The sequence below is a fragment of the Halorientalis pallida genome, assembly GCF_004118325.1.
GTDB lineage: Archaea > Halobacteriota > Halobacteria > Halobacteriales > Haloarculaceae > Halorientalis > Halorientalis pallida.
In genome coordinates this window covers 543,962-569,904 of record NZ_RDFA01000003.1, presented here as the reverse complement: position 1 = coordinate 569,904, position 25,943 = coordinate 543,962, and the positions used below count along the sequence as shown (strand labels likewise).

The 25,943-nt window shown below is 66.1% G+C and carries 28 protein-coding genes; 8 read left to right on the top strand and 20 right to left on the bottom strand.

Annotated elements, in window-relative coordinates:
• Positions 1–5 precede the first annotated feature (5 nt).
• Positions 6–512: a DUF7523 family protein gene (locus EAF64_RS11535; protein WP_129069125.1), complete on the bottom strand. Its 507-nt coding sequence runs from the start codon at positions 510–512 to the stop codon at positions 6–8.
• 142 nt (positions 513–654) lie between these two features.
• Between EAF64_RS11535 and EAF64_RS20990 the strand changes: the two genes are divergently transcribed.
• The 4 genes from EAF64_RS20990 to EAF64_RS11520 all read left to right on the top strand — a co-directional run bounded on the left by EAF64_RS20990 (position 655) and on the right by EAF64_RS11520 (position 2,557).
• Positions 655–801, top strand: coding sequence for a hypothetical protein (locus EAF64_RS20990; RefSeq protein ID WP_193767654.1), 147 nt, complete (start codon positions 655–657; stop codon positions 799–801).
• Positions 802–891: 90 nt separating this feature from the next.
• A complete protein-coding gene (locus EAF64_RS11530; protein ID WP_129069124.1) occupies positions 892–1,770 on the top strand; it encodes a CbiX/SirB N-terminal domain-containing protein in 879 nt (292 codons plus the stop codon).
• Positions 1,771–1,872: 102 nt separating this feature from the next.
• Complete coding sequence (locus tag EAF64_RS11525; RefSeq protein WP_129069123.1) at positions 1,873–2,244, top strand: ArsR/SmtB family transcription factor; 372 nt, start codon at positions 1,873–1,875, stop codon at positions 2,242–2,244.
• A 1-nt stretch (position 2,245) separates the two neighbouring features.
• Positions 2,246–2,557: a DUF7521 family protein gene (locus EAF64_RS11520; protein WP_129069122.1), complete on the top strand. Its 312-nt coding sequence runs from the start codon at positions 2,246–2,248 to the stop codon at positions 2,555–2,557.
• Between the two features lie 24 nt (positions 2,558–2,581).
• On the opposite strand, the gene EAF64_RS11515 is transcribed toward EAF64_RS11520, so the two are convergent.
• Both EAF64_RS11515 and EAF64_RS11510 read right to left on the bottom strand, forming a co-directional pair.
• A complete protein-coding gene (locus EAF64_RS11515) occupies positions 2,582–3,811 on the bottom strand; it encodes a LolA family protein (protein WP_129069121.1) in 1,230 nt (409 codons plus the stop codon).
• 55 nt (positions 3,812–3,866) lie between these two features.
• Positions 3,867–5,858: a LolA family protein gene (locus EAF64_RS11510; protein WP_129069120.1), complete on the bottom strand. Its 1,992-nt coding sequence runs from the start codon at positions 5,856–5,858 to the stop codon at positions 3,867–3,869.
• 371 nt (positions 5,859–6,229) lie between these two features.
• Between EAF64_RS11510 and EAF64_RS11505 the strand changes: the two genes are divergently transcribed.
• Positions 6,230–7,315, top strand: a complete 1,086-nt coding sequence (locus EAF64_RS11505; protein ID WP_129069119.1) for a DR2241 family protein — start codon at positions 6,230–6,232, stop codon at positions 7,313–7,315.
• Here EAF64_RS11505 and EAF64_RS20985 read toward each other — a convergent pair.
• Together EAF64_RS20985 and EAF64_RS11495 are read right to left on the bottom strand one after the other, a co-directional pair.
• Positions 7,312–7,893, bottom strand: coding sequence for a DUF7524 family protein (locus EAF64_RS20985; RefSeq protein WP_193767653.1), 582 nt, complete (start codon positions 7,891–7,893; stop codon positions 7,312–7,314). The two genes, EAF64_RS11505 and EAF64_RS20985, sit on opposite strands and share 4 nt — an antisense overlap.
• A 38-nt stretch (positions 7,894–7,931) precedes the next feature.
• On the bottom strand, positions 7,932–8,126 hold the full coding sequence (locus EAF64_RS11495) for a methytransferase partner Trm112 (RefSeq protein WP_129069118.1): 195 nt from the start codon (positions 8,124–8,126) through the stop codon (positions 7,932–7,934).
• Between the two features lie 158 nt (positions 8,127–8,284).
• Here EAF64_RS11495 and EAF64_RS11490 point away from each other — a divergent pair, with 158 nt between their 5' ends.
• Positions 8,285–8,602, top strand: a complete 318-nt coding sequence (locus EAF64_RS11490) for a truncated hemoglobin (protein WP_193767652.1) — start codon at positions 8,285–8,287, stop codon at positions 8,600–8,602.
• Positions 8,603–8,657: 55 nt separating this feature from the next.
• On the opposite strand, the gene EAF64_RS11485 is transcribed toward EAF64_RS11490, so the two are convergent.
• Complete coding sequence (locus tag EAF64_RS11485; protein WP_129069116.1) at positions 8,658–10,034, bottom strand: adenylosuccinate synthase; 1,377 nt, start codon at positions 10,032–10,034, stop codon at positions 8,658–8,660.
• Positions 10,035–10,246: 212 nt separating this feature from the next.
• On the opposite strand from EAF64_RS11485, the gene EAF64_RS11480 reads away from it, so the two are divergent.
• Positions 10,247–10,552, top strand: a complete 306-nt coding sequence (locus EAF64_RS11480; protein WP_092693407.1) for a hypothetical protein — start codon at positions 10,247–10,249, stop codon at positions 10,550–10,552.
• 8 nt (positions 10,553–10,560) lie between these two features.
• Here EAF64_RS11480 and EAF64_RS11475 read toward each other — a convergent pair whose 3' ends face one another.
• On the bottom strand, positions 10,561–13,029 hold the full coding sequence (locus EAF64_RS11475; RefSeq protein ID WP_129069115.1) for a DUF7527 domain-containing protein: 2,469 nt from the start codon (positions 13,027–13,029) through the stop codon (positions 10,561–10,563).
• A 166-nt stretch (positions 13,030–13,195) separates the two neighbouring features.
• Between EAF64_RS11475 and EAF64_RS11470 the strand changes: the two genes are divergently transcribed.
• A complete protein-coding gene (locus EAF64_RS11470) occupies positions 13,196–13,477 on the top strand; it encodes a DNA-directed RNA polymerase subunit L (protein WP_129069114.1) in 282 nt (93 codons plus the stop codon).
• On the opposite strand, the gene EAF64_RS11465 is transcribed toward EAF64_RS11470, so the two are convergent.
• The 13 genes from EAF64_RS11465 to EAF64_RS11405 all read right to left on the bottom strand — a co-directional run bounded on the left by EAF64_RS11465 (position 13,474) and on the right by EAF64_RS11405 (position 25,916).
• Positions 13,474–14,343: a hypothetical protein gene (locus EAF64_RS11465; RefSeq protein WP_129069113.1), complete on the bottom strand. Its 870-nt coding sequence runs from the start codon at positions 14,341–14,343 to the stop codon at positions 13,474–13,476. The genes EAF64_RS11470 and EAF64_RS11465 overlap by 4 nt on opposite strands.
• Positions 14,344–14,457: 114 nt before the next feature.
• Positions 14,458–15,978 carry an NADH-quinone oxidoreductase subunit N gene (locus EAF64_RS11460; protein WP_129069112.1) on the bottom strand — a complete coding sequence of 507 codons (1,521 nt, stop codon included), beginning with the start codon at positions 15,976–15,978 and terminating at the stop codon, positions 14,458–14,460.
• Positions 15,978–17,516 carry a complex I subunit 4 family protein gene (locus tag EAF64_RS11455; RefSeq protein ID WP_129069111.1) on the bottom strand — a complete coding sequence of 513 codons (1,539 nt, stop codon included), beginning with the start codon at positions 17,514–17,516 and terminating at the stop codon, positions 15,978–15,980. Before EAF64_RS11455 ends, EAF64_RS11460 begins: the two co-directional genes overlap by 1 nt.
• Complete coding sequence (nuoL, locus tag EAF64_RS11450) at positions 17,517–19,586, bottom strand: NADH-quinone oxidoreductase subunit L (RefSeq protein ID WP_394345753.1); 2,070 nt, start codon at positions 19,584–19,586, stop codon at positions 17,517–17,519.
• A gap of 1 nt (position 19,587) precedes the next feature.
• Positions 19,588–19,890 (bottom strand): NADH-quinone oxidoreductase subunit NuoK, encoded by a 303-nt coding sequence (gene nuoK, locus EAF64_RS11445; RefSeq protein WP_129069110.1) that lies wholly within the window; start codon positions 19,888–19,890, stop codon positions 19,588–19,590.
• Entirely contained in the window at positions 19,890–20,228 is a 339-nt protein-coding gene (locus tag EAF64_RS11440; protein ID WP_129069109.1) for a proton-conducting membrane transporter, read from the bottom strand. The genes nuoK and EAF64_RS11440 overlap by 1 nt, the downstream gene beginning before the upstream one ends.
• On the bottom strand, positions 20,225–20,500 hold the full coding sequence (locus EAF64_RS11435; RefSeq protein WP_129069108.1) for an NADH-quinone oxidoreductase subunit J: 276 nt from the start codon (positions 20,498–20,500) through the stop codon (positions 20,225–20,227). Before EAF64_RS11435 ends, EAF64_RS11440 begins: the two co-directional genes overlap by 4 nt.
• A 193-nt stretch (positions 20,501–20,693) precedes the next feature.
• Positions 20,694–21,155: a NuoI/complex I 23 kDa subunit family protein gene (locus tag EAF64_RS11430; RefSeq protein ID WP_129069107.1), complete on the bottom strand. Its 462-nt coding sequence runs from the start codon at positions 21,153–21,155 to the stop codon at positions 20,694–20,696.
• 28 nt (positions 21,156–21,183) lie between these two features.
• Entirely contained in the window at positions 21,184–22,245 is a 1,062-nt protein-coding gene (locus EAF64_RS11425; RefSeq protein ID WP_129069106.1) for a complex I subunit 1/NuoH family protein, read from the bottom strand.
• Positions 22,245–23,921, bottom strand: a complete 1,677-nt coding sequence (locus tag EAF64_RS11420) for an NADH-quinone oxidoreductase subunit D (protein WP_129069105.1) — start codon at positions 23,919–23,921, stop codon at positions 22,245–22,247. Before EAF64_RS11420 ends, EAF64_RS11425 begins: the two co-directional genes overlap by 1 nt.
• Complete coding sequence (locus EAF64_RS11415; protein WP_129069104.1) at positions 23,918–24,619, bottom strand: NADH-quinone oxidoreductase subunit B; 702 nt, start codon at positions 24,617–24,619, stop codon at positions 23,918–23,920. The genes EAF64_RS11420 and EAF64_RS11415 overlap by 4 nt, the downstream gene beginning before the upstream one ends.
• A gap of 3 nt (positions 24,620–24,622) precedes the next feature.
• On the bottom strand, positions 24,623–25,033 hold the full coding sequence (locus EAF64_RS11410; RefSeq protein ID WP_129069103.1) for an NADH-quinone oxidoreductase subunit A: 411 nt from the start codon (positions 25,031–25,033) through the stop codon (positions 24,623–24,625).
• 124 nt (positions 25,034–25,157) lie between these two features.
• Positions 25,158–25,916, bottom strand: a complete 759-nt coding sequence (locus EAF64_RS11405) for a hypothetical protein (RefSeq protein ID WP_129069102.1) — start codon at positions 25,914–25,916, stop codon at positions 25,158–25,160.
• Between the last annotated feature and the right edge of the window lie 27 nt (positions 25,917–25,943).

The following is a 25,943-nucleotide window of genomic DNA, read 5'->3' as shown; positions in this document are numbered from 1 at the left end:
CGCCCTCAGTCCGCAGTCGCCGGGACCGTCTCCAGCGCCGCCTCGACGGCCCGAACCGCGTCGGCCCCGGCCCGCCGTTCGACGACGACCAGCAGGGCCTCCCCGGCGACGCCCGCGGCCCTCACCGTGACCCCCTGGGCCCGGAGGTGGCCCAGGACGTGGGCGAGCGCCTCGGCGTCGACGTCGCCGGTCGCCAGGATGCCGGTGAGTCTTCCCTCACCCCGGACCAGCGCGGTGTCACCCACCGCCAGGAGCGCTTCTGCGGGGTCGCCGTCCCGGTCGGTCTCGCCCAGCCCGCTCTCCATCGAGACGCGCGCGCCGGTTCCCACCGGGTCGTACTCGGGCAGGTCCTCGGCGTAGCGCCGGAGCGCGGCGACGACTGCCTCGTGGTCGTCCGCGCCGAGGTCCAGGTATCGTGCGGCGGCGGTGTAGTTGACGACGCCTGCCCGCAATGCCTCGTAGAGGAACGGATGGCGGCGGACGGCCTCGCGTGTGCGGGATGCCAGCGACATACCGTCCCTGGCGCCCGCGGCGACAAAAAACGCCCCGCCTCGCGGGGGTAGTAAAAGCACCCGTAACTTTGTGGCAGTTTAGCTATTCCCATGGAAAAAATCAGATGGACGTGTCGGGGGCAGTGCCCGACCGGGACACGACATGACCGAATTCACGATTCCAAACTGCGCGGAGAACTGCCCGTACAAGCAACCAGTCAGCGGTGCCTGTGACCACGACCTCGAACAGTCGCTGGTACAGGAGTTTCTCGACAACCCGGGGCAGGGGTGCCCGTTCGGGCCCGAGTGAGCCGGCTTCCTTCTCGCCCGCGTCCAGACGCCCAAAGGGACCCTGTACGACATCCGAACCCCTAAGCCTCGCCTGTGCATAGACCTCGGTATGCAAGCGCTGGTCATCGCGGCCCACGGCTCACACCTCAACGCGGAGTCGAGTACACCGACGTTCGACCACGCCGACACGATCCGGCGGTCGGGTGCGTTCGACGAGGTGCGGGAGAGCTTCTGGAAGGAAGAGCCACACTTCCGGGAGGCGCTCCGGACGCTCGAATCCGACGAGGTCTATCTCGTGCCGCTGTTCGTCAGCGAGGGGTACTTCACGGAGCAGGTCATCCCGCGGGAGTTCCGCCTCGACGAGTGGGACGTCGACCAGTGGGACTCGGACGGCACCGGTGCCACCCACACGACGCTGACGGCGACCGACACGGATCAGACCGTCCACTACTGTGGCCCGGTCGGGACCCACGATGCGATGAGCGACGTGATCGTCCAGCGCGCGGAATCGGTCACGGGCGACCCCGAGGTCGGCGAGGGGTTCGGCCTCGCCGTCGTCGGTCACGGGACCGAGCGCAACGAGAACTCCGCGAAGGCCATCGAGTACCACGCCGACAACATCCGCGAACGCGGACGCTTCGACGAGGTGAAAGCCCTCTACATGGACGAGGACCCCGAAGTCGACGACGTGACCGACTTCTTCGAGAGCGACGACGTGGTGGTGGTCCCCCTCTTCATCGCCGACGGCTACCACACTCAGGAAGACATCCCCGAGGACATGGGGCTGACCGACGACTATCGCACAGGCTGGGAGACGCCCGCCGAGGTGGACGGGCATCGGATCTGGTACTCCGGTGCGGTCGGCACGGAACCCCTGCTGGCCGACGTGGTGCTGGAACGCGCGGCCGACGCCGGTGCGGACGTGCGCGACGCCATCGAACGGATCCGCGAGGAGACCGGTGGCGAACGGGTTACGGCGGACGACTAGCGCTACCCCCGTGACCGACTCGTCCGGCAGCGCGTTGCGGCCGTTTTCTGACTCTGAACACGACTGCTGGTTTTTAACCCCCGCTGGTACCAACCTCGACTCGTGAGTGAGGATTGGGAGCTGGCCGAGGTCCTCGACCTGCTCAGCGACGAGTACGCCCGCTCAATCCTCGCGGCAACGAGTGTCGAACCCATGTCCGCCAAACAGCTCTCCGAACGGTGCAACGCGTCCCTCCCGACCGTCTACCGACGGATCGAGTGGCTCCAAGAGTACGAGCTGATCGAGGAACGCACCAAAGTCGAACTGAGCGGCAACCACCACAAGGTGTACTCGGCGACCTTGGACGAGTTCGCGATGGATCTCGACGATGGCGGCTACGAGGCCACCATCGAACGGACCTCCCGCGCCGAATTCCCGGGCGAAGACGCCGACGACACGGCCGACCGGTTCACCAAAATGTGGGAGAATCTCTAACATGTTCGGGACCGACCAACTCGCGTACTGGCTGATATTCGCCCTCTCGGCCGGCTCGGTCGTCGTCGGGAGTTACGTCGGCTATCAGGCGTACCGTGGATTCCGTCGCCACGACAGCCGGCCGATGCAGTACCTCTCGATCGGCCTGTTCCTGCTGACGGCCGTCGCCTTCGGGCTCTCGTTCGTCGGTTCGATCCTCCTCCAGATGCGGGTCCTCCCGCCCCAGACCTTCCAGCAACCGCTGACGCTTCTGACGCGGCTGCTCCAGTTCCTGGGCGTCTTCTTCATCGCCTACTCGTTGCACAAGCGGTGAGCCGGCCGGGCGGACACGCGACACTCACCCACAGCCGACCGATCTCGCGACCTCGATCAGCAGTTCTGACGAGACGGCCTTGCCGGACACCTGATAGTCGTAGCCGTCACACGACCACGAGACGTAGGTCGTGTAACCGACACTCACGTTCGCCCGCTGGCCGGCGACCTGCGCCGACCGGTCGGGCGTCGGCGGGTAGAACAGCCCTCGGACCTTCGAGACGGAGAGCTCCGTGCTGGCGTTGACGTACTTCAGGCCGACGCTCGTGATGCGCGGGCTCTCGGTCTTCGAGGCGAACTGGAGCTCGAACGACGGCGGGAGGTCCGGCGTCGGGACCGAGACGTTCGTCACCCGTCGCAGGGCCGCCGTCGAGGAGTAGAAGTCCCGCCGTGGCGTATCCTCCAGCTCGACCGTGACGTTCGCGGACGGATCGAACCGGAACACGGAGTCGTCGAGCCCGGGATTGAACGTGACGTTCTCGTAGACGACCGTCTTCGCGTGCTGGACGCCGTTCGACTGCCACTCCGAGTGGCGTTTGACCGGGAAGAACCACTCCGTGTCGACCCACAGCGTCTGCCGGAAGTCACCCACCAGCGACCCGTTGCGGGGCGTGATCTTCAGGACGTAGACCGACCGGCCGTCGATGGTGTCGGTCCCGTTGTAACTGACGGCGAAGGCCGCGTTCCCGACGCCGTCGGGTCGCTCATCGCGCTGTCCGTCGGGAACACCGCCCGACTGCGGGACGGCCGGCAGTGGGTTGATCCCCGGTGTCGGCGTCGCGGCGGTCCGGTCCGTGTCCGTGTCCTCGGTCACGTTCAACCGACCGAACAGTCGTTCGATCCGGTCCCCCTCGGTCCGCTGGGTCGACAGGTTGGGGTCGCTCAGATCGAGGCGTTCGACCACGCCCGAGGTCCGGTTCTGCCACCACATCATCGACCCGTTCGAGACGGTCAGGTTGTGTCGGTTCCGCGGCCCGTACAGCAACCGCTCCCGGAACTGCTCCGTCAGTGGACGCATGGAGACCCGGTGGACCGTCCGGTTCACCTCGTCGCCGTCCCGGTTGACGGTGGTCCGCGTGGCGTTGAGACCGTCGATCGCGGCGTACCGCTCCGAGGCGTTCGAACCGACCTGTCGCGGCTCCGGACCCTCAGGACTGTCCGACGACAGGAATCCGACCGCGAGAACGCCCCCGACGAGTACCAGCAGACAGATCCCCACGAGGATCTGTTTCGCTGTGACGGTTCCACGAGACATCTGCTTGCTCGACTAGAGGTCGAGGGGTGTTCATAGTCGTTTCGAGACGTGCGGTTCAGGGACAGGACATCGACGCGGCCACCTCGATCAACAGTCCTTTCGAGACGAACCGGCCGCTGACGCTGTACCGAACCTCGCCACAGGCCCACGACACCGTCCGTGTCAGTCCGGCGCTCGTGTATCGACCCGTCCGATCACCGATCCGTATCCGCTCGCCGGTGCGGGTGTCGTTCTCGGTGCCGTTGGTCTCCGTCCCGTTTCCGGGTAGCGCCGACTCGTTGGTCGCGTAGGCACTGACGATCAGCCGCGAGGTCTCGTTTCGGTACGTCAGCGTCACAGACTCGACGTACGCCGAGTCTGCCGTCCGACCGGAGCTGAACGCGAAACTCGGCGGGACCGTCGGTTTCGGAACTTCGACTGGTCCGTTCTCGACCGTCTCGTCCGGACTCTCGTAACTCTGTGAACTCCCGAGATCGCTCCGTGTAACGTTCGCGTCCGCAGGCGGCTCGAACGTGAAGGTGCCCGCCGGGAACCCGTCGGTCACCGTGACGTTCCGGTACGTGACCGACACGGTGAACCGACCCCCGGCGGTCCCGAACTCGGTCCGCTGTTTCACCGGGAAGAACGTCTCGGCATCGATCCACAGCGTCTGAGAGTAGTTGCCCAGCGTCGACTCGTTTCCGTCGGTCTCGGGCCTGATCGCGAGCACGTACGTCGTCCGCCCGTCGACCTGTGCGGCCCCTTCGAGCGACACCCCGAACTGACCGGCGGGGAGGGTCGGTGTCGGTGCGTCACCGGAGACGCCTGGCCCGGGGACCGGCGTGAGTCCCGGCCCCGGAATCGTCCCATCGCCGTCTTCCGGCGTCGTCCGTGTCCGGTCGAGGCGGGCGAACAGCTGTTCGATCCGCCGGTACTGCTGTTGTCGGCCGGTCGCGTCGACTTCTAGCCGCGTCGCGTTGTTTGTCTCGCTGTCGTACAGCCACGAGACCGTGCCGTTCGAGACGAGCAGGCTGTTGTTGGCTCCGCCCGGAATCGACGGGGAGCGTCGTACTTCGGCGCGCTGTTTGCCACTCCCCGGAACCAGTTGCACCTGCTGGACGGTCTCGTAGGTCGTCCCCTCCGTCGCGTTCGCGTCACTCAGGTTCAGGCCATCGTAGCGACGCTGTAACGTGGCCGAGAGGCCGTCGATTCGCTGGATGCGCTGACTGGCGTTCTCGCCGAGATTCGGGGTGACAAGCGCGGCGTTCTCGGGCGGTTCGTAGTCGAAGGTGTCCCCGCTCAGACCGGGCTCGAAGTCGACGTCCCGATACTCGACGGTCGCGGTGACCCGCTCGCCGTCCTCGACCCACCGCGTCTCGTACTTCAGCGGAACGAACCACTCGGCGTCGATCCACAGCGTCTGTGCGATATTCGTCGTCGCGCCCTCGGCGGGACGCACCTGGAGGACGTGGACCGCGCGACCGGCGACCGTCGCGGTGCCGTCGTAACTCACCGTGACCTGGCCGCCGCTCCGGTTGGTCGCGGGTGCATCGGGCGTGTCCGGCCCCTGGGGCATCACCGGGAGTGGCGAGACTCCCGGCGTCGACTCGTCTGACGCCGGGTCGGTTCCGTCGGGGCCGACCGCGCGCTCGAAGAGTCGCTCGATCCGCTCGCCGCGGGTCCGCACCCGCTCGCTCAACGTCCCCGCGTCGGTCCGACTCACGAGGTTCGTCTCGGGGTCGTACGTCCACTTCGTCGACCCGTTCGCGACGACGACGGTGCCGTCGGCCGCCGATCCGTCGACCGTCCGTAGTCGCACCTGTCCGTCGTCCGGACGGATCGTGGCCTCTCTGACGGTCCGATTGGTCTCGCCGCCGCGTTCGACGGTCGTGACGACCGTCGCGCTCAGGCCGTCGAGGGCGGCGTACTGTTCGGACGCGTCGTGACCGACCGGGGGTGGGGTCTGTCCACCGGGCGTCAACAGTCCGACGGCCACGGCGCCACCGGCGACCGCGAGCACGCCGACGACTACGGCGATCGTCGTGGGGGAGGGCTTATCGAGCGGCATTGGCACGATTGGACGACACGACAGGAGGCCGAAATAACTTTCGTACGCCGTCGGGACCGAGCGGTGTGCGTGTCGTCATCCGTTGAAAAATTTGGGGAAGGGGGTGGTCGCAGGCGAGTGGGGGAGCGAATCCGCGGTGGGCCGAAGCGTGGAGGGCCGAAGCATGGTCGCGGGCAACCGATCGCTGACAGGGCGGCACCCATCGTCAGCGTGAGACCATGCACTACTATCTACAGCCCCCTGTATCAAAAAGGGGGAATCGACGTTTCCGAGCCGGAAGTTCGGCCCAAAATATAAATACGAAGAACGGTGTTCCGGCGGTCCGGGATGGAAAGACGGAGTTTATTCGACTGGCACCCCACGACTCCGGTATGACCGAGACGGCGGTTCGCCGGTTGGCGGAAGCCGCGAGCGAGGACGGCGTCGACTGTGACGGCCTCCGGGCGACAGCGACCGACGCGGGCTATCGCTTTCGGACACCCGACATCGACCGCGAGGGGCTCACCGAAGCCGAGTTCCGAGAGGTCGCGACCGACAACATCACGTACGTCACGAACTGGGACTTCTGGACCCGCGTCGCACCCGATGCGCCCGCCGACAGTGCCTACCTGCGCTGGCTCGAAGGCGCCGAGGACCGGTCGGTCCCGGAGCGCTACGACCGACTGGCCGAGGGCGTGACTCGCGAGTGGGGCCAGTTGCGCCTCACCGTCGAGCGCGACGACGACGGCCGGCGTCGCTACGAGGTGCGCCACGTCGACGACACCGACGCGACGGCCGAGGACCTGGACCACCACGAGGACCCACTGGACGCCCGTCAGATCGCCAAACACGACGAGCGCGACCGGTACCGGCCGCTGAAGACCGCGCCGACGCTTCGCTCGGGCTGGGTGTTCCCCGACCTGGACCCGACGGAACTGGTCAGCACGGTCGATTTCTTCTACCCGGCGACGGTCGTCAACTGGCACCGTGAACGCGAGGACGACCTCGACGTGGACCACTGGCGCGCGACGATGGAGCGCCAGTCGGGCATCTACGGCGTGGTCCAGACCTGGGACCGTGGCGAGGGATACGAACACGTCAACTGGGTGGCCGAGGCCTGCTGTGACGACTCCCAGTGTCTCAAGCGCCGCGAGTGGCAGTACGACGAGGAGACCGACCTCGACGTGGACGGCGGCGACGGCGAGTTCCCGTGCCGCGAGCCGTGTTCGCTCGTCGTCTCCGCCGCGCGGCAGTGGACGAAACTGGAGGGCGAGCAGTCACGGACCTACGAGTTCGAGTTGACGCCCAGTGAGAAAGAACAGCTCGAAGCGATCGTCGACGCGGTGGCCGAGGGGCGCAGCGACGAGATCCGCGAGGCCGACGTGTACGACGACGCGAACCGGTACCGCACACGGTTCCTCCGGGCCAAACTGTTCGACGACGACGGCAACCTCTGTGGCGTCGAGACCGAAGACTAGCGAACGAGCAGGTAGCCGGCCAGCAGGACGGCGACGAAGACGACGACCGCGCCGGCGGCGACCAGCCCGCTCTCGAAGACCGACGCCGCGCCGACGGCGACGGCGACCGCCAGCGCTCCGAGCGCCAGCACCGGCAACGCCGGACGGTCCGCGAGCATCGATCCGGTCGTGTCCCTGCCGGTGCCGGTCTCCTCGCCGGTCTCGCGCTCACCGCCGCCGGGTTCCGCGAGACTCTCGTCGACCTCGACCGTCCCGGAGTCGTCGGGTTCGGTCAGGTCCACGTCGACCCACCTGGTCGTCGCCCCGTAGCCCGCCGAGAGCTTGATCTTCCCGTGGACGACGCCGTGTTCGTGGACGCTCACCGGAATCGCCGCCGTACTCTGTGCTTCGACGTAGTGGTTGGTCTCGTCGAGGGAGGCGACCGCCGAGAGGTTCTCGTCGAGGTGGACGTGGACCCGGCTCGCGTTCCCGTGGTTCCGAACCCTGATGACGAACGAATCGTCGGTCTGGATCGACGCCGGGACGTTCAGGGAGTTGCGCTCCCGGCGGTTCACGTCGACGGGTAACTCGTCGGGCACACCGCCACCTGCGCGTGGCGGGGAGAAAAAGGTTCAGTCTACGCTGGTGACTCTTCCCGCATGTCCGGCGGCAGGAGGTTCGGAATCCCGTCCTCGACCGGGTACTCCTCGCCACACTCGGTACAGACCAGTCGCCCCTCCATGATCTCGTCGTCGTCCCGGCGGATGACCTCCAGGTCGAGTTCGTGTTTGTCGAGTGGACAGCAGATGATGTCCATCAGGTCCTCGCGCATACCCCTACCTCCGGCCGGCCCAGGCAAAAACGTGCCGAACCGACGCACGCACGGACCGTTCGCCCAAATAAACCCTCCGCCGAACACATTCGTACTGCAGACGCCCGCTACGCTTTGTTTACGCCACTCCTTTCACCAGCCCACTGCCTTCCCCGCACGTGGAGGCGACGGCTCTCTACGATCGGCAGGGTGGTGCCGACGGTGTCGAGACCGTCGTCGACGAGTTCTACGACCGGATGCTCGACGACGAACAGATGCGACCGGTCTCCGAGGACGTCGATACGGAGCACCAGCGACGGCACCGGGCGCTGTTCAGCCGCCAGGTCGCCGGCGGGCCCGCGGAGTACATCGACGAGGACCTGCGCGCGGTCCACTGGGACCTCGCCCTCACGCGGGAGGACCCGAGACGATCGTCTCGACCCTCCGGGCGAGTCCGGACGCCCGTGGTGTCGACGAGGCCGACGCTGACGAGGTGAGCGCGGCGGTGCGAGAACTCGAAGACGACGTCCTCTGTCGCTAGGAGAGGGCTGTCTAGAACGGTCGTTCCCGGACGATGGTCTGGGACCGTCCCGGGCCGACGCCGACCGCGTAGATCGGCGTGTCGAGTTCGTCGCTGACGTAGTCGAGGTATGCCCGCGCGTTCCCGTGGAGCGCGTCGTACCCCGCACTCGCGACCTCCGCCCAGTCCTGTTCGGGCCAGCCCTCGAAGGTCCGCAGGTTGATCTCGCAGCCCGCCCACTGCTCGGTGGTGGCCGGCATCGTCTCCAGGGTCTCGCCGTCCAGTTCGTAGGTGTGGCCGACCTGCAGTTCGTCCAGGCCGGCGAGCGTGTCGACGTGGTTGACTGCGAGGCCGGTGAACCCGCTCGCGCGGGTCGCGTGGCGGAGCATCGGCATGTCGAGCCAGCCGACCCGTCGCGGCCGGCCCGTGACGGTGCCGTACTCGTCGCCCTCTTCGCGGATGTAGGTCGCCAGTTCCTCGTTTTCGCCTTCGCCCTGCTCGTCGTAGCCCGGCGTGTCGCCCTCGACGCCGCCGAGTTCGGTCGGCATCGGGCCGCTCCCGACGCGGGTCAGGTAAGCCTTGACGATGCCGACGACCTCGCCGTCACCGACGACGCCCGGGGAGAGCCCGGTCCCGGTGCAGGCCCCGCCCGCCGTCGGGTTCGACGAGGTGACGAAGGGGTAGTTACCGTGGTCGATGTCGATGATCGTCCCCTGGGCACCTTCGAGGATGACGTTCTGCCCCTCGTCGATGGCGCTGGCGAGGTACTCGCCCGCATTGACGGTCATGCCCTCGCTCTCCAGCCGACGACCGAACTCGCGGAACTCCTCGTACAATGATTCGACGTCCAGCGCTTCGGGGTCGTCGAGGTCCGTCACGTCGAGGCCGTACACGTCCTCGACGATGGCCCGCTTCTGGGGCACGACGTACTCCAGTCGGTCACGGAGGACCTCGGCGTCGAGCAGGTCGCCGACGCGGACGCCGCGGCGGCCGGCCTTGTCCTCGTAGGTGGGGCCGATGCCCCGACCGGTCGTGCCGACCTCGTCGTCGGTTTCGCTCTTGACTTCCTCTTCGATTCCGTCGAGAACCCTGTGGTAGGGGAGAATAACGTGTGCGCGTCGGGCGACCCGGACGTCGGGGTCGAGCCCCCGGTCCCGGAGCGCGTCGAGTTCGTCGAACAGGGTCCGCGGGTTGACGACACAGCCGTTGCCGAGGACGCCGACCTTGCCGCGGACGGCTCCGCTCGGGACGAGCGACAGCTTGTACTCCTCGTCCCCTTCGACGACGGTGTGACCGGCGTTGTCGCCTCCCTGGTAGCGGACGACGACGTCGGCGGCGTCGCCGTACAGGTCGACGATGCCGCCTTTGCCCTCGTCGCCCAGCTGGGACCCAACGATAGTTACGGTCATCACCGGGGTTTCTGCCCATCCCGATAAACAGGTTACGGTCCCCTCGCAATCGGCCACTGCAGAACCGCGCAGCCGCCCACTCCGGCGACCCGTGCCGTGTGGTATCATACAAAGGTTTAAACCCGTACCCGTCGAACACGTAATTTGAGGCTGCTCTTTAAGTAGGCCGGACAGCAACCTTTAAAACCTGCGAACACAAGTTAACAATTGCCATGATAGACAGGCTTGAGAAGGAAGTAGATATGCTCGAGCGCCATCTGCAGGTCCTCCGGATGGTGATCGAGAACGAGCCGATCGGCATCGTCAAGATGTCGAACGAGACCGGCTACCCACACCACAAGGTCCGGTACTCGCTGCGCGTCCTCGAGGAGGAGAACCTCATCGAGCCCTCGAGCCAGGGCGCCATCACGACCGAACAGACCTCCGAATTCGTCGACGATCTGGACGAGAAGATCGACCACATCATCGAGAAGCTCGACGACATGAAGATCGAGGACGTCGCCGAGATCGAAAACTGACTGTTCTCTCAGATTTCGGGCACGGAGAGGTTGAAATTCTCCTCACGGGCTTCGACCAGACAGAGGTGGAACCCGTCTTTTCGCGAGAGCTTCACGAAGCTCTCGCGTTTGTCGCGGCTGAGCAGGCCACTCCCCGTCGCGTCCGATGCCGCCTCCATCGCCTCGGGCTCGAAGAAACTCGACGTGACGAGGAAGGCGCCGGCCAGTGACTCCTTGGACTCGCCGACCCGCTGTGCTGCCGTGATCAGCCCTTCCATCATGCTCTGACTCGCGGGCTGGCGCGACTCGTTCATGTTCGCCACGATCAGCGGATTGCCCATCCGGTCGCGCAACACCACGTCGAAACGCTCCTGGCTCCGGTGTTCCTCGCCGCTCTCCTGGTACTGGACGGTGACCGCCCCGTTCAGCTCCGCCCGGTCGATCTTCGGGAGCGCGCCGTACAGCGGACCCAGCGCCTCCTGATGGCCCGTATCGCGAATCTCGTAGGGGAGGACGCGCACGACCCACTCGACGAAGCTGTACTGGATCGTGTCCGTGAGGTAGGCCGCGAACGGCTCCCCGTCGACGGCCACGTCCTCCGCCTCGAACTGGGTGTGGTACTGAATCTGCATGTTGTCGTTGACCGCACCTGCCTCGGCGTTCCCGGCGTGGGCCGCCTCCAGTGTCGCGTCGCCTTTCGACGCGTACCGGACGAAGAGGTTCGTCCCCTCGATGGCCTCCGCCGGACTGAGACGCTCGCGGTCCGCGACCGACTCCCCGCCCTCCTCGGTCCGGAGTTCGTCGATCCGACGTTCGAGTCGTTCGACCCGCTCGCGGAGTTCGTCGCGTTCGGCCTGCAGTTCGTCGCGCTCGTCCTCGACCGTCTCTAGCGTCGCTTCGAGGTCCTCGATCTCCGCCTCACGGGCTTCGAGTTCGTCTTCCAGTTCCTCGATCTCGTCCGGGGTGGGGCCGCTCTCGGTGTCCGGTTCCGGCTCGGCGTCGGCTGGCTCCCGACGCGGCTCGCCCTGCTGTCCCTCCGCGGGCGGCCGTTCGGACTGGACCCGCTCGGGGTCGCGCTGGGGCGTCCCGTGGTGGCGCGCGGCGTCGGCCCCCCGACTCGTCGGGCCCGAACCGCGACGCGGCTCACTCCCGGGATTCCCCGCAGGGCCGGGGTCGGGCTCCGAACGCCCGCCGGCTCCGGCGGCCGCGGTCGGGCCGTTTCCGGACGTCGGTCCCTGCGATCCGTTCCCGTCCTCGGGCTCGCTCGTCCGGTCGGGGTCCAGCGACGGGATGGATCTGGTCTCCAGTTCGCCGACGCTGCCGGTGGTACTCTGCTGTCCTTTCCCGCGGCTCCGGCCGGAGTCGGCGGTCCCCGACCGCGGTCCGCCCGCGCCCCGGGATCCGGTCTCCCGTTGCGTGTCCATCGCCGTCGGCTCCTCCGGGTCGGATCGCTGCTGTCGGGGCTGTGTCTCACTGCTCCGCGACGACGCGCCGCGGTCGGTCCGTTCTCCCTGTCCGTCCGTCCCCGCCGTGTCGGCCCGCTCCGTGTCCCGTCGCGAGCTACTGGACTCCCGCCGGTCCGGCTCGTCCCGCGTCCGCTCGTCCCGAGCACTCGTCCCGGCCATCCCCCCAGCCGTGCCGTCGCTCCCCCGGTCGTGCGTCTCGGTGGGTTCGTCCGGGGATTCCGATGCGGACCGGGCCGCGGTGTCCGTCTCCGCGCTCGTCTCCGTCGCCGCCCTGGCGGGTTCCGGCTCGTCCGCCGCCGGTTCGTCGGACTCCGTCCCCCCGGCGTCGTCGCCAGCCGTCCCCGCGTCCGCTTCACTCACGTCGTCGTCGGTCGTCTCCTCGCTCGTAGTCTCCGTTCCGGCCGTCCCGGATTCGGTGTCCGGTTCGGCCGTCGTGGCGGCCGCCGCGCCGGCGTCAGGGTCGGGCGTCGTTTCTTCGGACGCGGGCGCGGTCGCTTCCGGAAGCTCGATGACTTCGATGTCGACGGGCCGTACCTCGTAGATTCCGACCTCGCCGTTTGCCTGGTCGAAGGCTTCGTCGTCGGTCAGGAGTTTCTCGCTCGCGCCGACCCAGGCGACGCTCATCGAGCGGCCCTGGTGGTAGACCAGATAGTAGTCGCCGCTGAGGACGTTCTCGGACAGCTCGACGTATCCAGTGAAGTTCCCCTGGGTGAGCGTCCGGTCGACTTCGTCGACGCTCGTCTCCTCGGTGTAGTACTGGGCGCGGACCTCGTCACTGCGGTCCTGCATGACCGAGAGCAGAGGGAGTGCCGGCGAGGGTGCCTCGTAGGCGGTCCCCTCCGCGTCCTCGAAGTCCTCGATGGTGCCGTCGAGGATGCCGATGACCCGCCCTGACGTCATGCAGAGTCGCGTCGGTCCCGCCGCGACGATACCGGAGAAGTCGTCGTCAGCCAGGTCGTGCAGGCCGCGGTACCCGCCGGAGAACGGGCGGGAGTCCCAGTCGTCGACCTGCTCGACCGCGCGTGTCGTCATTACCTCACACAAGTCCCATGCGGTCCTAATACTTTGCGGGGAACACGCGGCCCACCATACTGACTCGCCGCGTCGAAGGTGACCGACGAGACCGGACGGGGTACCGACAGAGAGCGTCCCTCTCGTGTTCGTAAGCTTCAATGCCGCCAAGTGTGGACGGGAGAGCATGGAACTGCGGGTCATCGAGAAGACCGACACGGAACTCTCTATCGAGATCGCGGGCGAGGACCACACCTTCATGAACGTCCTGAAAGGCGCACTCCTCGAGTCCGAGGGCGTCGAGGCCGCCACCTACGACGTGAACCCCGAACAGTCCGGTGGGCAGACCGAGCCGATTCTGACGGTCAAGACCCAGGAAGACGTGGACGCGCTCGACGCGCTCGAAGCGGGTGCCGACCGCGTCATGGAGAAAGCCGACGACTTCCGCTCGGCCTACGAGGCGGCCTAACAGACGATCCGCGTCACGTAGAGGACGCCGTCGGGCCCCGCGTGCAGGTCGACGCCGATCAATTCGTCCGCCGTGTCCTCGAAGGAACTGGTCCGTTCGTAACTCTCCGCCAGCCGCCGCGCTAGTTCACGCTCCGTCGGCGTGTCGCTCGCCTGGTCAAGATCGTAGGAGTACGTGGCGGGCGCGTACCCGTCCGCGCAGTCGTCTCCGAGTCGACTGTCGATCTCCGAGCGGTCGACGGACGGACTGTCACTGTCGCCGTACTCTGCTCGCACCACCTGTTGGTTGAGGTAGGTCGCCGCCGAGGCCAGGTTCTCGTCGGCGGTCAGGTTCGCGAACCCTTCGGCGGACCGACGCGCGTTCAGTTCGTCGACGTACGCCGACTCCACGTCCGCGAACACCAGTCCGTCCGCGGTGGTGGCGTTCCCGGGGACCGGCGGTGTCGGGGAGATCCCCGGAATCTGGACGACACCGAGAAAGCCCAGCGCCAGGTACGCCACCAGTGCGGCCACGCCCAGAAACAGCAAGACGAGTTTGGCATCGAGGACGTCCAGATAGCTCACGTCCGCGGTCGAGGCTCGGCCGGAACTGTCCTCCAGCATCTCGTCGACGATCTCGTCCTCGTCGTAGCTCAGCTCCCGGCGTTCCAGCGTCGCGTTTCCACACCGGTCACAGGGCGGCGTGTGCTTGGGATGATCGTTGCCACACTCCGTGCAGATCCAGGCGTAGGTCTTCGTGGCCTCTTCGTCCTCGGCCTCCGGGGCCATCGGGACGACTGCCTTCTCGAACTCGCTGTGCCCACAGTTGTCACACGGCGGATCGTTTCGCTCGTGTGGCTTCCCACAGTGCTCACACCGCCACTTCATCGGCCGGAGCGAGGGACCCGTGGACGGAAAGGCTGTCGGTCGGGCGACGCGAACGGAGTGAGTCTCCACGAACGAACAGCACAACAGAGCGACGAGCGAAAACGAGTCGCGGCGTCAGAAGAGCGCGGCCGCGGCGTCGAATGCCGTCCCGGAGACGACGCCGAAGGCCGGCAGGAGGAGGAAGGTCACGATGGCGGCACCGACGACGGCCGCGTAGAGGCCGGTCGGGTACGAGGAGACCTCGAAGTCACCGGCGGGATCTTCGATCCACATCGCCTTGACGACCCGGGAATAGTAGAACAGCGACAGTGCGCTGTTGACGATCAGCGCCGCGGCGAGCAGGTACGCGCTCAGCGTGGCGGCGCTGGCCGTCGCCGACAACAGCGCCCACTTCGAGAGCGCGCCGCCCCCGATGGGCAGGCCGGCGAGGCTGAACAGGAAGATCGTCATCGCGAAACAGGCGACCGGTGCCTGCTTCGCCAGGCCGTTGTAGTCCTCGAAGGTCCGACCGACACCCCAGTACTCCACTAGAGCGACGAACAGGAACGCGCCGGTGTTCATGAACCCGTAGACGAACAGGTGGAGCATGCTGGCTCCCAGCGCGTAGCTCTGGTCGGCCGTCCCCGTCAGCACCGCGATGCCGATCAGCGCGTAGCCGGCGTGTCCGATCGAGGAGTACGCCAGCATGCGCTTGACCTTGTCCTGCGTGGCCGCGGCGAAGTTCCCGAGCGTCATCGTGACCAGCGCCAGCACGGTGAACGCGAGCGCCCAGTCGATGGTACCCGCGACCACGTCGAGCGGGAACGCCGTGACGAACACGCGGAAGGCGAGCACGAACCCGGCGGCCTTCGAGGCCGAAGACAGGAACCCGGAGACCGGAGCGGGCGCGCCCTCGTAGGCCTCCGGTGCCCAGAAGTGGAAGGGCACGGAGGCGGTCTTGAACGCGAAGCCGCCCGCGACCATCAGGATGCCCACACCGAGGACGCCGGTGTTGTCGATGCCTGCACCCAGCGCCTCGGCGATGGCAGCCAGCTCCAGGACGCCGGCCGAGGCATACACCAGGCTGATCCCGTAGGCGAGCACCGCGGAGGATACCGCGCCGATCAGGAAGTACTTCAGTCCCGCCTCGACGCTCCCGCGGTCGTTTTTCAGGTACGCGACCAGTCCGTACGACGGCAGGCTCGACAGCTCCAGCGCGACGAACGCAGTGGCGAGACTGTTCGCCGAGGCCATCACCGACATCCCGGTCGCCGCGAGCAAGACGAGTGCGTAGTACTCGGCCTGGTTGGGGCGGCCCGAGAGGTAGTCGTAGCTGGCGACGCAGACGAGCGCGGTCACGCTCGTGAAGATGAACGTGAAGAACAGGCTCATCCCGTCGACGACCAGCTGCCCGCTGAACAGCTCGATCGCGCCGCCGGTCCGGGGCATCCCGGTGCCGGCGACCAAGTACCAGCCCGTGACGACCATCGCCAGGACCGATCCCAGCGTCGCGACGCCAGCGAGCATGCTGGGCGATTCGTCGTTCGGGTCGATGCTGTCGATCAGGAACAGCGCCAGCGCGGTCACTGCGAGTATAATCGCCGGGGCCAGCGCCGCCCAGTCGGGCAACGTGTTCGATGTCTGGAGCGGAATCATCAAGCACCACCTCCCAGGCCCAGTGCCGTCACTTCGAACACTGCGTCCTGGATCATCCGGTAGAACAGGTCAGGCGCGACGCCCAGCGCGATGACGAGCGCCAGCAGAACGAACAGCGGCGCCACGTCCTGGAGCGGGGCACGCCCGATGTCGTAGTCGGTCTCGAGCCGGAAGGGCCCGAACAGCGTCTTCTGCATCGCACGCAGCAGGTAGCCCGCGACGATCACGATGCCGAACATCGCGATGGCGGTGAACAGCGGCGCGGCCGGAATGACCGTCGACTGGAACGCGCCCATGAACACCAGCACCTCGGCCGCGAACCCGCTCATCAGCGGCAGGCCCATGTAGCCGAAGGCGGCGGCCACGAACACGCCCGCGGTGACGGGCATCCGGTCGGCCATCCCGGACATGTCGCCGATCATCCGGGTGTGGGTCTCGTTGTAGATGACGCCGACCGCCATGAACATCAGCCCGGAGATCAGGCCGTGGCTGACCATCTGGAACGTCGCCCCGCCGACGCCGTGGGGCGTGAACGCGATCAGTCCCAGGATGACGTAGCCCATCGACGAGATCGACGAGTAGGCGACGATCCGCTTGAGGTCCTGCTGGGCCAGCGCCAGCAGGGCGCCGTAGATCACCGAGACGACCGCGAAGATGGCGATCAGCGTCGCGTTGGCCCGCGCCACGTCCGCGAGCATCGTGAAGTTGAACCGGAGCAGCGCGTAGGTCCCCATCTTCAGCAGGACACCCGCCAGCAGCACCGACACCGGCGTCGGCGCTTCGACGTGTGCGTCCGGCAGCCACGTGTGGAAGGGGACGACTGGCACCTTGACCGCGAAGCCAAAGAACAGCGCGGCGAAGGCGGCCAGCTTGACCGTACCGGGACCGAAGCCGGCGACACTGCCGAGCTGCCCCGCCTCGAGTGCCTGGGCGATGGCCGGCAAGCCCAGTGTACTGATCGAGTCGCCGAGCCCGAACACCAGCGTGAAGAAGCCGACGAACAGCACGAGGCTGGCGATATTCGTGTAGACGAAGAACTTGATGGCGGCGTACTTCCGGCGCGGCCCGCCCCAGACGCCGATGAGGAAGTACATCGGGACGAGGACGGCCTCCCAGAAGACGAACCACAGCAGGAAGTCGAGCGCCGCGAAGACGCCGATCAGCGCGGCCTGCATGAAGAGTACGAGGCCGTAGAACTGGGATTCCCGTTCCTCGATGGGCGTCCACGCGCTGACGATCGCGAGCGTGGTCAGGAGCGTGGTCAACACGACCAGCGGCATGCTCACGCCGTCGAGACCGACGTGCCAGCTGATCGCGTACGGCCCAAGCGTGATCCAGTTCGCCAGCGTCTCGAAGGCGGGCTGGCCCCCTTCGAGCAGGGCGTTACCGGTGCCGTCGAAGACGCTGTACATCCACAGGCTCACGCCGACGGGCACGAGGCTGAGGACGGCCGCGAACTGGCCAGCGTACTCGTCGGGGACGAGGAAAACCAGTCCCGCCGCCATCAGCGCGAACACGATGAGCAGTTCGACCAGCATTCAGAACCACCCCCCGACGATGCCGAAGACGATCAGCAAGAGCGCGAGCCCGATCGTCAGCAGGGCCGCGTAGTTGCTCACGACGCCGGTCTGGATGCGCCGGACGCGGTCGCCGGAGAACAGACTGACGCTACTGATCCCGTTGACGACGCCGTCGATGATTCCCTGATCGAACGTGTCGGCCGCGCGGGCCAGCGGCAGGGTCACGCCCTGTGCCAGCCACACCTGATACTCGTCCTGGTAGTAGTTGTGCATGAGCAGGGTCCGCAGTCCGCCGAGTTTCTTCGTGTGTGCGACCGGCTCCGGCACCGCGTACAGCCGGTAGGCCAGTCCGACACCGGCCAGCGCCAGTCCCAGCGACAGTGCCGCCGAGATCAACAGCGTCGGAATCTCACCGCCCGCGATGTAGCTCGCCTTGATTCCGGCGACCTCCTTCAGGATCGGCTCGTAGTGTTCGAGCCCGGTCAGGAACTCCGCGTTCAGCACCTCGCCACCGACCAGCCACTTGTGGAGGAAGTCGATCTTCAGCCCGGTCAGTTTCGCCACCGGAACCATGTTGATGAAGCCGATGGTCGCCGCCAGCACGCCGAGCACGCCCAGCGGGAGTTTCACGTTCCAGCGAACGGACTCGGGATCCTCGGCCGTGTCGGACCGGGGCTCACCGTGGAAGGTCAGGAAGACCATACGGAAGGTGTAGAAGCCGGTCAGGAAGACGGCCAGCAGGCCCATCGCCCACGCGACGAGCAGGACCGGACTGCCCAGCCCGTGGATCAGCGCCTCGTACAGCACTTCGTCCTTGGACCAGAAGCCCGCGAACGGGACGATGCCAGCCAGCGCGAGCGACCCGGAGAGGAACGTCCAGTAGGTCACGGGCATCTTCTCTTTCAGGCCGCCCATGTCCCACATGTTCTCGTTGTGGTGCATGGCGATGATGACCGACCCCGCGCCGAGGAACAGGAGCGCCTTGAACACGGCGTGGGTGGTCAGGTGGAAGACCGCGGCGACGTACCCGCCCGAGCCCAGTGCGAGCATCATGTACCCGTACTGGGAGATGGTCGAGTACGCGAGCACCTGCTTGAGTTCCTGCTTGACGACGCCCATCGTCGCGGCGAACAGGGCCGTGAAGCCACCGATCAGCGCGATGATGGCGAGCGTCGTCGGCGTCAACAGGTAGAACCCGTACATGCGCGCGACGAGGTAGACACCGGCCGCGACCATCGTCGCCGCGTGGATCAGCGCGGAGACAGGGGTCGGACCTTCCATCGCGTCGGGCAGCCACGTGTGCAGCGGGAACTGCGCCGACTTGCCCACGACACCACCCAGCACGAGTAGGCCCAGGATGGTGAACCACTGCTGGGCCCCCATGCCGACGGCAGAGAGGAACTCGCCGACCGGGCCGGGCATTTCGCCGGTGATCGCCTGTTCGGCCATGTGCGGGAAGCCCGCCTCCGTAGCGAACAGGCCCGTACCGAAGGTGGCGAAGATGCCGACGACGCCGATCAGGAAGAAGAAGTCACCGAAGCGGGTGACCAGGAACGCCTTCTTCGCGGCGCTGGGCGGCGCGTCCTCGCGGAACCAGAAGCCGATGAGCAGGAACGAACACAGGCCCACCAGCTCGAAGAACATGAACGCCATCAGGATGTTGTCCGCGAAGACGAAGGCGAGCATGCTGAAGCTGAACAGCGAGAGCGAAGCGTAGTACCGGGGGAGCCCGGTCTCGTCCTCGTCGTTCATGTACCCGAGCGAGAAGATGAACACGAGGACCGAGATCAGCGAGACGATCAACAGCATCAGCGAGGAGAGCGGATCGACGAAGACCCCGAGATGCAGGTTGAACGTCCCGATTCCCGTCGCGAACCGCCACAACTCAGCGTGATAGACCGTCTCCGAGCCGAGGAAGCCCGCGACCGTCAGCGCGGTCCAGATCGAGATGAGCAGCGACCCGACCGTCGCGAAGATCCCGGCCAGCGCGCCTTTCTTGGGCATCCACTTTCCGAAGGCCAGCGCGACCACGAACGATACGAGTGGCAACACCGCGATCGCCGGAACGAACTCGAATGCACTCACCATCTTACCACCTCATAGTCGTCGGTTTGGTCACGTCGATGTCCGCGAAGTTACGGTACAACACCAGGATGATACCGATCCCGATGGCGACCTCGGCCGCGGCCAGTGCCATCAGGAACAGCGTAAACACCTGCCCCGTCAGGTTCCCCCACTGGAGGGAGAACGCCACGAGGTTGATGCTGGCCGCGTTGAGCATCAGCTCGACGGACATCAGGAACAGCAGTGCGTTGCGTCGGGTGAGAATCCCGAACAGCCCGATACAGAACATCGCGGCCGACAGCAGCAGGTAGTACTCGGCGGGAACCATCAGCTGTCACCTCGTCCCGTCGAGCGCCCGCCGTCCGTGAGCGTGCCTGCCGTCTCGTCGTCACGCGTCGCGAGCATGACCGCCACGTCCAGCGCCGCGTCCAGTGCGACCGCGATGACGATGAACGACACGAGGAACTCCTCGCTCTCGATCACGGTCTGTCCCATGAGGTCGAACATGGCGTACCCGATGCCCGCCGTGATCGAAACGTCCGGGAACCCGGCCGGCGAGCCGAACGAGGCGCCGACGAACACGACCGCCAGTATGGCGAACAGGCCGAGCGCGGCGACGCCGGCGATCCAGTTGGCGTCGTCGGCCAGCTGTGGCCGCGTCGTCATGTTGTCACCTCGGCCGACTCCGCCGGCTCGTCCCTGCGGGTGAGCATCACGGCGAACGTAATCAAGATCAGTACGCCGCCCACGTACACGAGTATCTGCATCGTCGCGACGAACTCGGCGCGCAACATCACGTAGTGGATTGCGACGCTGAGCAACGCGACGCCCAGCATGAGCGCTGAGTGCCACATGTCCCGTAAGAGGACGACGCCGAGGCTGCTCGCTATCGTGACGAACGCGAACAACCCGAATGCTATAGTTTCTGGCAGTGCCATCTTACTTCACTCTCCTATCGGCGGGCCTTTGAAGATTTCTTTATCAGATTCGCCCGCGCGTCTCCGAAATCGGTTTTTGCACGGAGACGCATCGACTCTCCGGTCGATATGGTATTCGCCAGTCATGTGTGGCAGGTGCTACGTGCAGTTCAGACGGACGATGCCAAAAACTGGACCCGTACGGTGGTCGTCGCTACTGGTAGTCGAGTTCGCCTTCGCCCTCGCCGATCCACGCGCCCCGGTCGGGTTCGCGGGATTCGAGTGGGTCGATGTCCTTGTACCAGGGAACGTTCTTGAGCTGTTCCTTGTTGTAGGCGAGTTCGTCCTTCGTGTCGGCGGTGAACTCGAAGTTCTGGGTCAGCAGGATGGCGTCGACGGGGCAGACCTCCTCACAGAGCCGGCAGTAGATACACTGCCCGATGTGGAGGTTGTACTCCTCGCCGTTGCGCTGCTCGTCGGTGACGATCTGGATCGTGTCGTTCGGGCAGACGTTCTCACACTGCCGACACCAGATACAGCGCTCCTGGCTGAACTTGTGGACCCCGCGGAAGCGGGGGCTCACTTCGGGTGCTTCTTCGGGGTACTCGACGGTGAACGTCTGACCGTCGAGCGCGTGTTTCATCGTCGTCGCCATGGATTTGAGCAGTCCGATCATGGGTTACCTCCGAACGTCGCGTCGGTCATCAGACGACCACCCCGACGATGATCGCCGTCAGAATCAGGTTGGCGAAGGAGAGCACGAGCATCCCCTTCCAGCCGATCTCGATGAGCTGGTCGATACGAACCCGGGGCAGCGCCGACCGCGCCCACTGGGTGAACAGGAACACCGCCCAGATCTTGATCAGGAACCAGACGATCCCGGGCAGGACCGGCCCGGCCGGCCCGCCGAGGAAGATCGTCGCGACGATCGCACCACCGAGGAAGATGTGGATGAACTCCCCGAGGTACATCAGCACGAAGTACACAGAGGAGTACTCCGTCTGGTAGCCGGCGACGATCTCGGTCGGTGCCTCCGGCGTGTCGAACGGGTTCCGGCCGACCTCCGCGAGATTGGCCACAAGGAAGAGCACGAACGCGAAGGGGTTGACGAAGGCGTACCACGACGGGATCGCGATGCCGCCGATAGTCGCCAGCGTCGCCTGCTGTGCGCCGACGATCGTGTTCGCGGCATCGACGTTCCCCAACTGGAGCGTGCCCGCGAAGAGGACTACCGACACACCCGTCAGCACCAGCGGAATCTCGTAGGCCAGGTTCTGCGCGACCGCGCGCAGTCCACCCAGCATCGAGTACTTGTTGTTCGACGCGTAGCCTGCCATCACGAGCCCGACCGAAGCCAGGGAGGCAACGGCGAACACGTACGCCAGGCCCACCTCGGGATCGGCGACCTGAATGCCGTTCCCCATCGGAATGACCGCGAAGCCGAGCAGCGCCGACCCGGCGATCAGCAGCGGCGCGAGGTCCCACGCCGGCCGGTCGACCTTCTCCGGAACGATCAGCTCCTTCGAGAGCAGGCGTACCGCGTCGGCCACGATGACCATCAGACCGAACGGCCCGATCCGGTTGACCGCGATCCGGTCGGTGAAGGCCGCGGTGATCTTCCGCTTCGCCCACGGGCCCGCGATCGCGACGTTCACGAGCATGAACGTGCCGACGATCGCCGAGGCGAGGATCGCCGCGACGAAAAAATGCAGCGGATCGTCCGCGTTCAGGCCGAGCAGTCCGGCGATGGTGTCCGACAGCGTCATCACCGATCCACCTCGCCCATGATGGTGTCGAGGCTACCGAGCGACGCGATCAGGTCCGCGATGTACTCGCCCTCGGCCATCTCCGGCAGCGTCTGCAGGTTGGAGAACGACCCCCCGCGGATCTTGAATCGGGCGGGCTTGTCGGTCCCGTCCGACCGGATGTAGATCCCGAGCTCACCCTTGGCGGCCTCGACGGACTTGTAGACCTCGGTGTCGGGTTCGGGCTTGATCGTCCGGGGGACGTTGGCCTGAATCGTGCGGTCCTCTTCGGGCCAGTCCTCGAGCAGGTCGACACACTGGTTGATGATCTTGGCCGACTCCTCGACCTCCTGGAGTCGCACCAGCAGGCGCGCGTAGTTGTCACAGCCGTCCTCGGTGACGACGTCCCAGTCGAGCTTGTCGTAGTAGCCGTAGGGGTCGTCCCGCCGGACGTCGTAGTCGATACCGGACCCGCGTGCGACCGGCCCCGTCGCGCCGTAGCTCTTGGCAACTTCGGGTTCGAGCCGGCCCGTGTTGACGGTCCGGACCTGCAGGATCTCGTTGCTGGTCAGCAGGTTGTGGTACTCCTCGAGCTTCTCGGGCAGGTCGTCGATGAACGCCCGAATCTTCTCGAAGAACTCCTCGCGAGGCTCTGGCAGGTCCCAGGCCACCCCGCCCAGCCGGAAGTAGTTGAACATCAGCCGCTGGCCAGTCAGATCTTCGAGGATGTTCTGAACCGTCTCCCGGTCCTGCATCCCGTACATGAACGTCGCGGTGAAGTCCCCGACGACGTCCAGCGCGTAGGCGGCGACCGCGAGCATGTGCGAGAGGATCCGCGACAACTCGGCGCTCATCGTCCGGATGACCTGCGCGTACTCCGGCACGTCGATGTCCGCCAGCGTCTCGGCCGTACGGGCGTACGCCCACTCGTTCAGCAGCCCCGCACCGCCCCAGTCCCAGCGGTCGGGGTAGGGCATGATCTGGTGACGGTAGGTGCCCTGCTGGCACATCTGCTCTTCGCAGCGGTGGATGTAGCCGATGTCGGGCTCCACGTCGGCGACCTGTTCGCCGTCCAGCGTCGCCTCCACGTGGAGGACGCCGTGGGTCGCCGGATGGTGGGGCCCGATGTTGAGCAACATCGTGTCGCTGTCGTCGTTGAGCCGCTGATCTTCCTGCAGGGGGTTCCTGTTCTCCCGCAGGGTGACGATCTGGGGCTTGGTCTGGTCGTAGTCCAGCGAGAGGGGGTGCCCCTGCCAGGTATCGGGCAGGAGAATCCGGCGCGGGTCCGGATGCCCCTCGTACTCGATACCCACCAGGTCGTAGGCTTCCCGTTCGTGCCAGTCGGCGGTCCGGAACACCGGTTCCGCCGACTCCGAGACGGGATCGTCCTTGCTGGTGGGGACGACGACGCCGACCTCCTGGGTCCGGTCGTCGTACTTCGTCATGTGGTAGATCGTCTCGTAGCGGTCCTGGTACTCCTGTGCGGTGACGCAGTTCAGGAAGTCGAAACCGGCCTCTTCCTTCAGCGTCGAGAGGGTGTCCTGCACGGCGTCGGGCCGGATCACGAACGCCTCGGCGTTGAGGTGCGTCTCCCGATCCAGCACGGCGTCGCCCAGCAGGGCTTCGAGTTCGTCGTAGTTGACTTCGCCCGCTTTCGTGAGGCCGACGTCACGTGGCCCCGGTTCTTCTAGACTCATGGCGAATCGACCCAGTTGTACCGCATGACCAGATCGTCGTGGTCGATCTGATCGGCGAGTTTCTCGACGAGTTCGTCCCGTTCGAGGTCGCCGAACTGCTCCAGCTCGTACGGCTTGACCGTGACGGGTGCGGACTCGCCGTTCGCGACCCGTTCTTGCAACTTCGCGATCCCGTAGATCAGCGCCTCGGGACGGGGCGGACAGCCCGGAACGTGAATGTCGACCGGGATGACCTCCTCCGCGCCCTTGATGACGTTGTACCCCTCCTGGAACGGCCCGCCGGAGATGGTACACGAGCCCATGCCGACGACGAACTTGGGTTCGGGCATCTGGTCGTAAACCCGCTTCATCCGCGGGGCGAACTTCGAGACGATGGTCCCGGGGACGATGATCACGTCCGCCTGTCGCGGCGAGGCCCGCGGAACGCCGGCCCCGAACCGGTCGAGGTCGTGCTTGACCGAGTACGTGTGCATCATCTCGATGCTGCAGCAGGCGATCCCGAACTGCAGCATGAACATCGACGAGCCCCGAACCCAGTTCATGAACTTGTCGAACTTCGTGAGAATGAACGGGGACGAGCCCAGCGCCTTCCGGAGCGGGGAGTTGAACCGGCTGTCCGCGCCCTCGCCCATCCGGGCGTCCTGTGTCGACTGAGTGTCGGCACCGACCGTATCCGTTAGCTTGTCTTGACTACTCATGTATTACCTGGCATCTTTGCGTTTCTCGGCCCGCGGTGAGCGGACCCACTTGACCGCGCCGTTGCGCCACGCCCACCCGAGACCGACGACGAGAATACCGACGAACACCAGCATCGGCGCGAGCACTCTCGTCAGCCCGACGCCGTTCTCCAGCGCGCTGCGGTAGATGACCGTCCACGGGAAGATCAGGACGGTCTCGATGTCGAAGATGACGAACAGCAGCGCGACCATGTAGTACTGGATGTTGAACCGAATCCGGGTGTCACCGGTCGGAACCTCACCGCTCTCGTAGGTGGAGCGTTTTCCCTGTTCGGGCACGCTGGGCCGGAGAAGCTTCGATATCACCATCATCCCGACTGGGATGAGAAGACCGACCAGCGCCAGCGCCCCGATGGCTATCCATGGATTGCCCATCCGTGTACACCTATCGTTTTACGGGTAAGGAACGGTGCCATATAAGGGTTCATAGATTCCACGCGTCGGAAAACCACGCTTTCGACCGTTGACACGTGTCCGGTGGCTCGCAGACCGCCCTCGATCAGGGTCGCTGGAAGTCCGCCAGCCGATAGTCCTGCTCCGCGGTATCGACCGCCAGCGCGAACGGCCAGTCGTACTTCACGCAACTCGTCGGCCCCGTCTCGTTCCCGGGAATCCGGAGGTCCATGGTGTAACAAGTCTCGCCGGCGACCCTCGCGGTTCCGGTGATCTCCGCTCTCGCCTCGTCCCAGGTCACCTCGAAGCCGTCGCCCACGGCCACGTCACTGCCCTGGATCGTCCACGAGTTGCCCACGCTCAGGTTGTGGCCCGCCGCGAGAACAACCGGCGTCCGCACGTAGAGGAACGGCTCGCCGACGGACCCCTCGCTGATCAACGCGGCGAAGACGTCCGCCTGCGACGCCGTCGCGGCCGACGAATACTGGCCGAAGGTGACGTTCGCGGTAACGTCTTCGTACAGTCCCGGTGTGTCGTCCGCGGTCGACGTGACGGCCCACGACATCGCGGTCGTGCCGTTTCCGAGATCGACCGCGTACCCGTACGCCTCGCTTTCGTTGAACACGTAGTACCGATCCCAGTCGTCCCCGATCCGTTCGTCGGCTTCGACCCCACTCTCGTTTGCACTGCCGCCCCCAGCGCTCGTGACGTTCGCCCCTGTTTCCGTCGGCGTCGCGTTGAGCGTCCCCGTCGGAGTGGGTGTGGCGGCCGGTTCGCGCTCTGCACCGCCGCTACAGCCCGACAGAACGAGCAGCAGCGCCAGTAGTACTGTACCCCCAACCGTCCGCGTCCGCAGCGTCCCCATAGCGACCCCTACTGCAGTCTGGTGTTT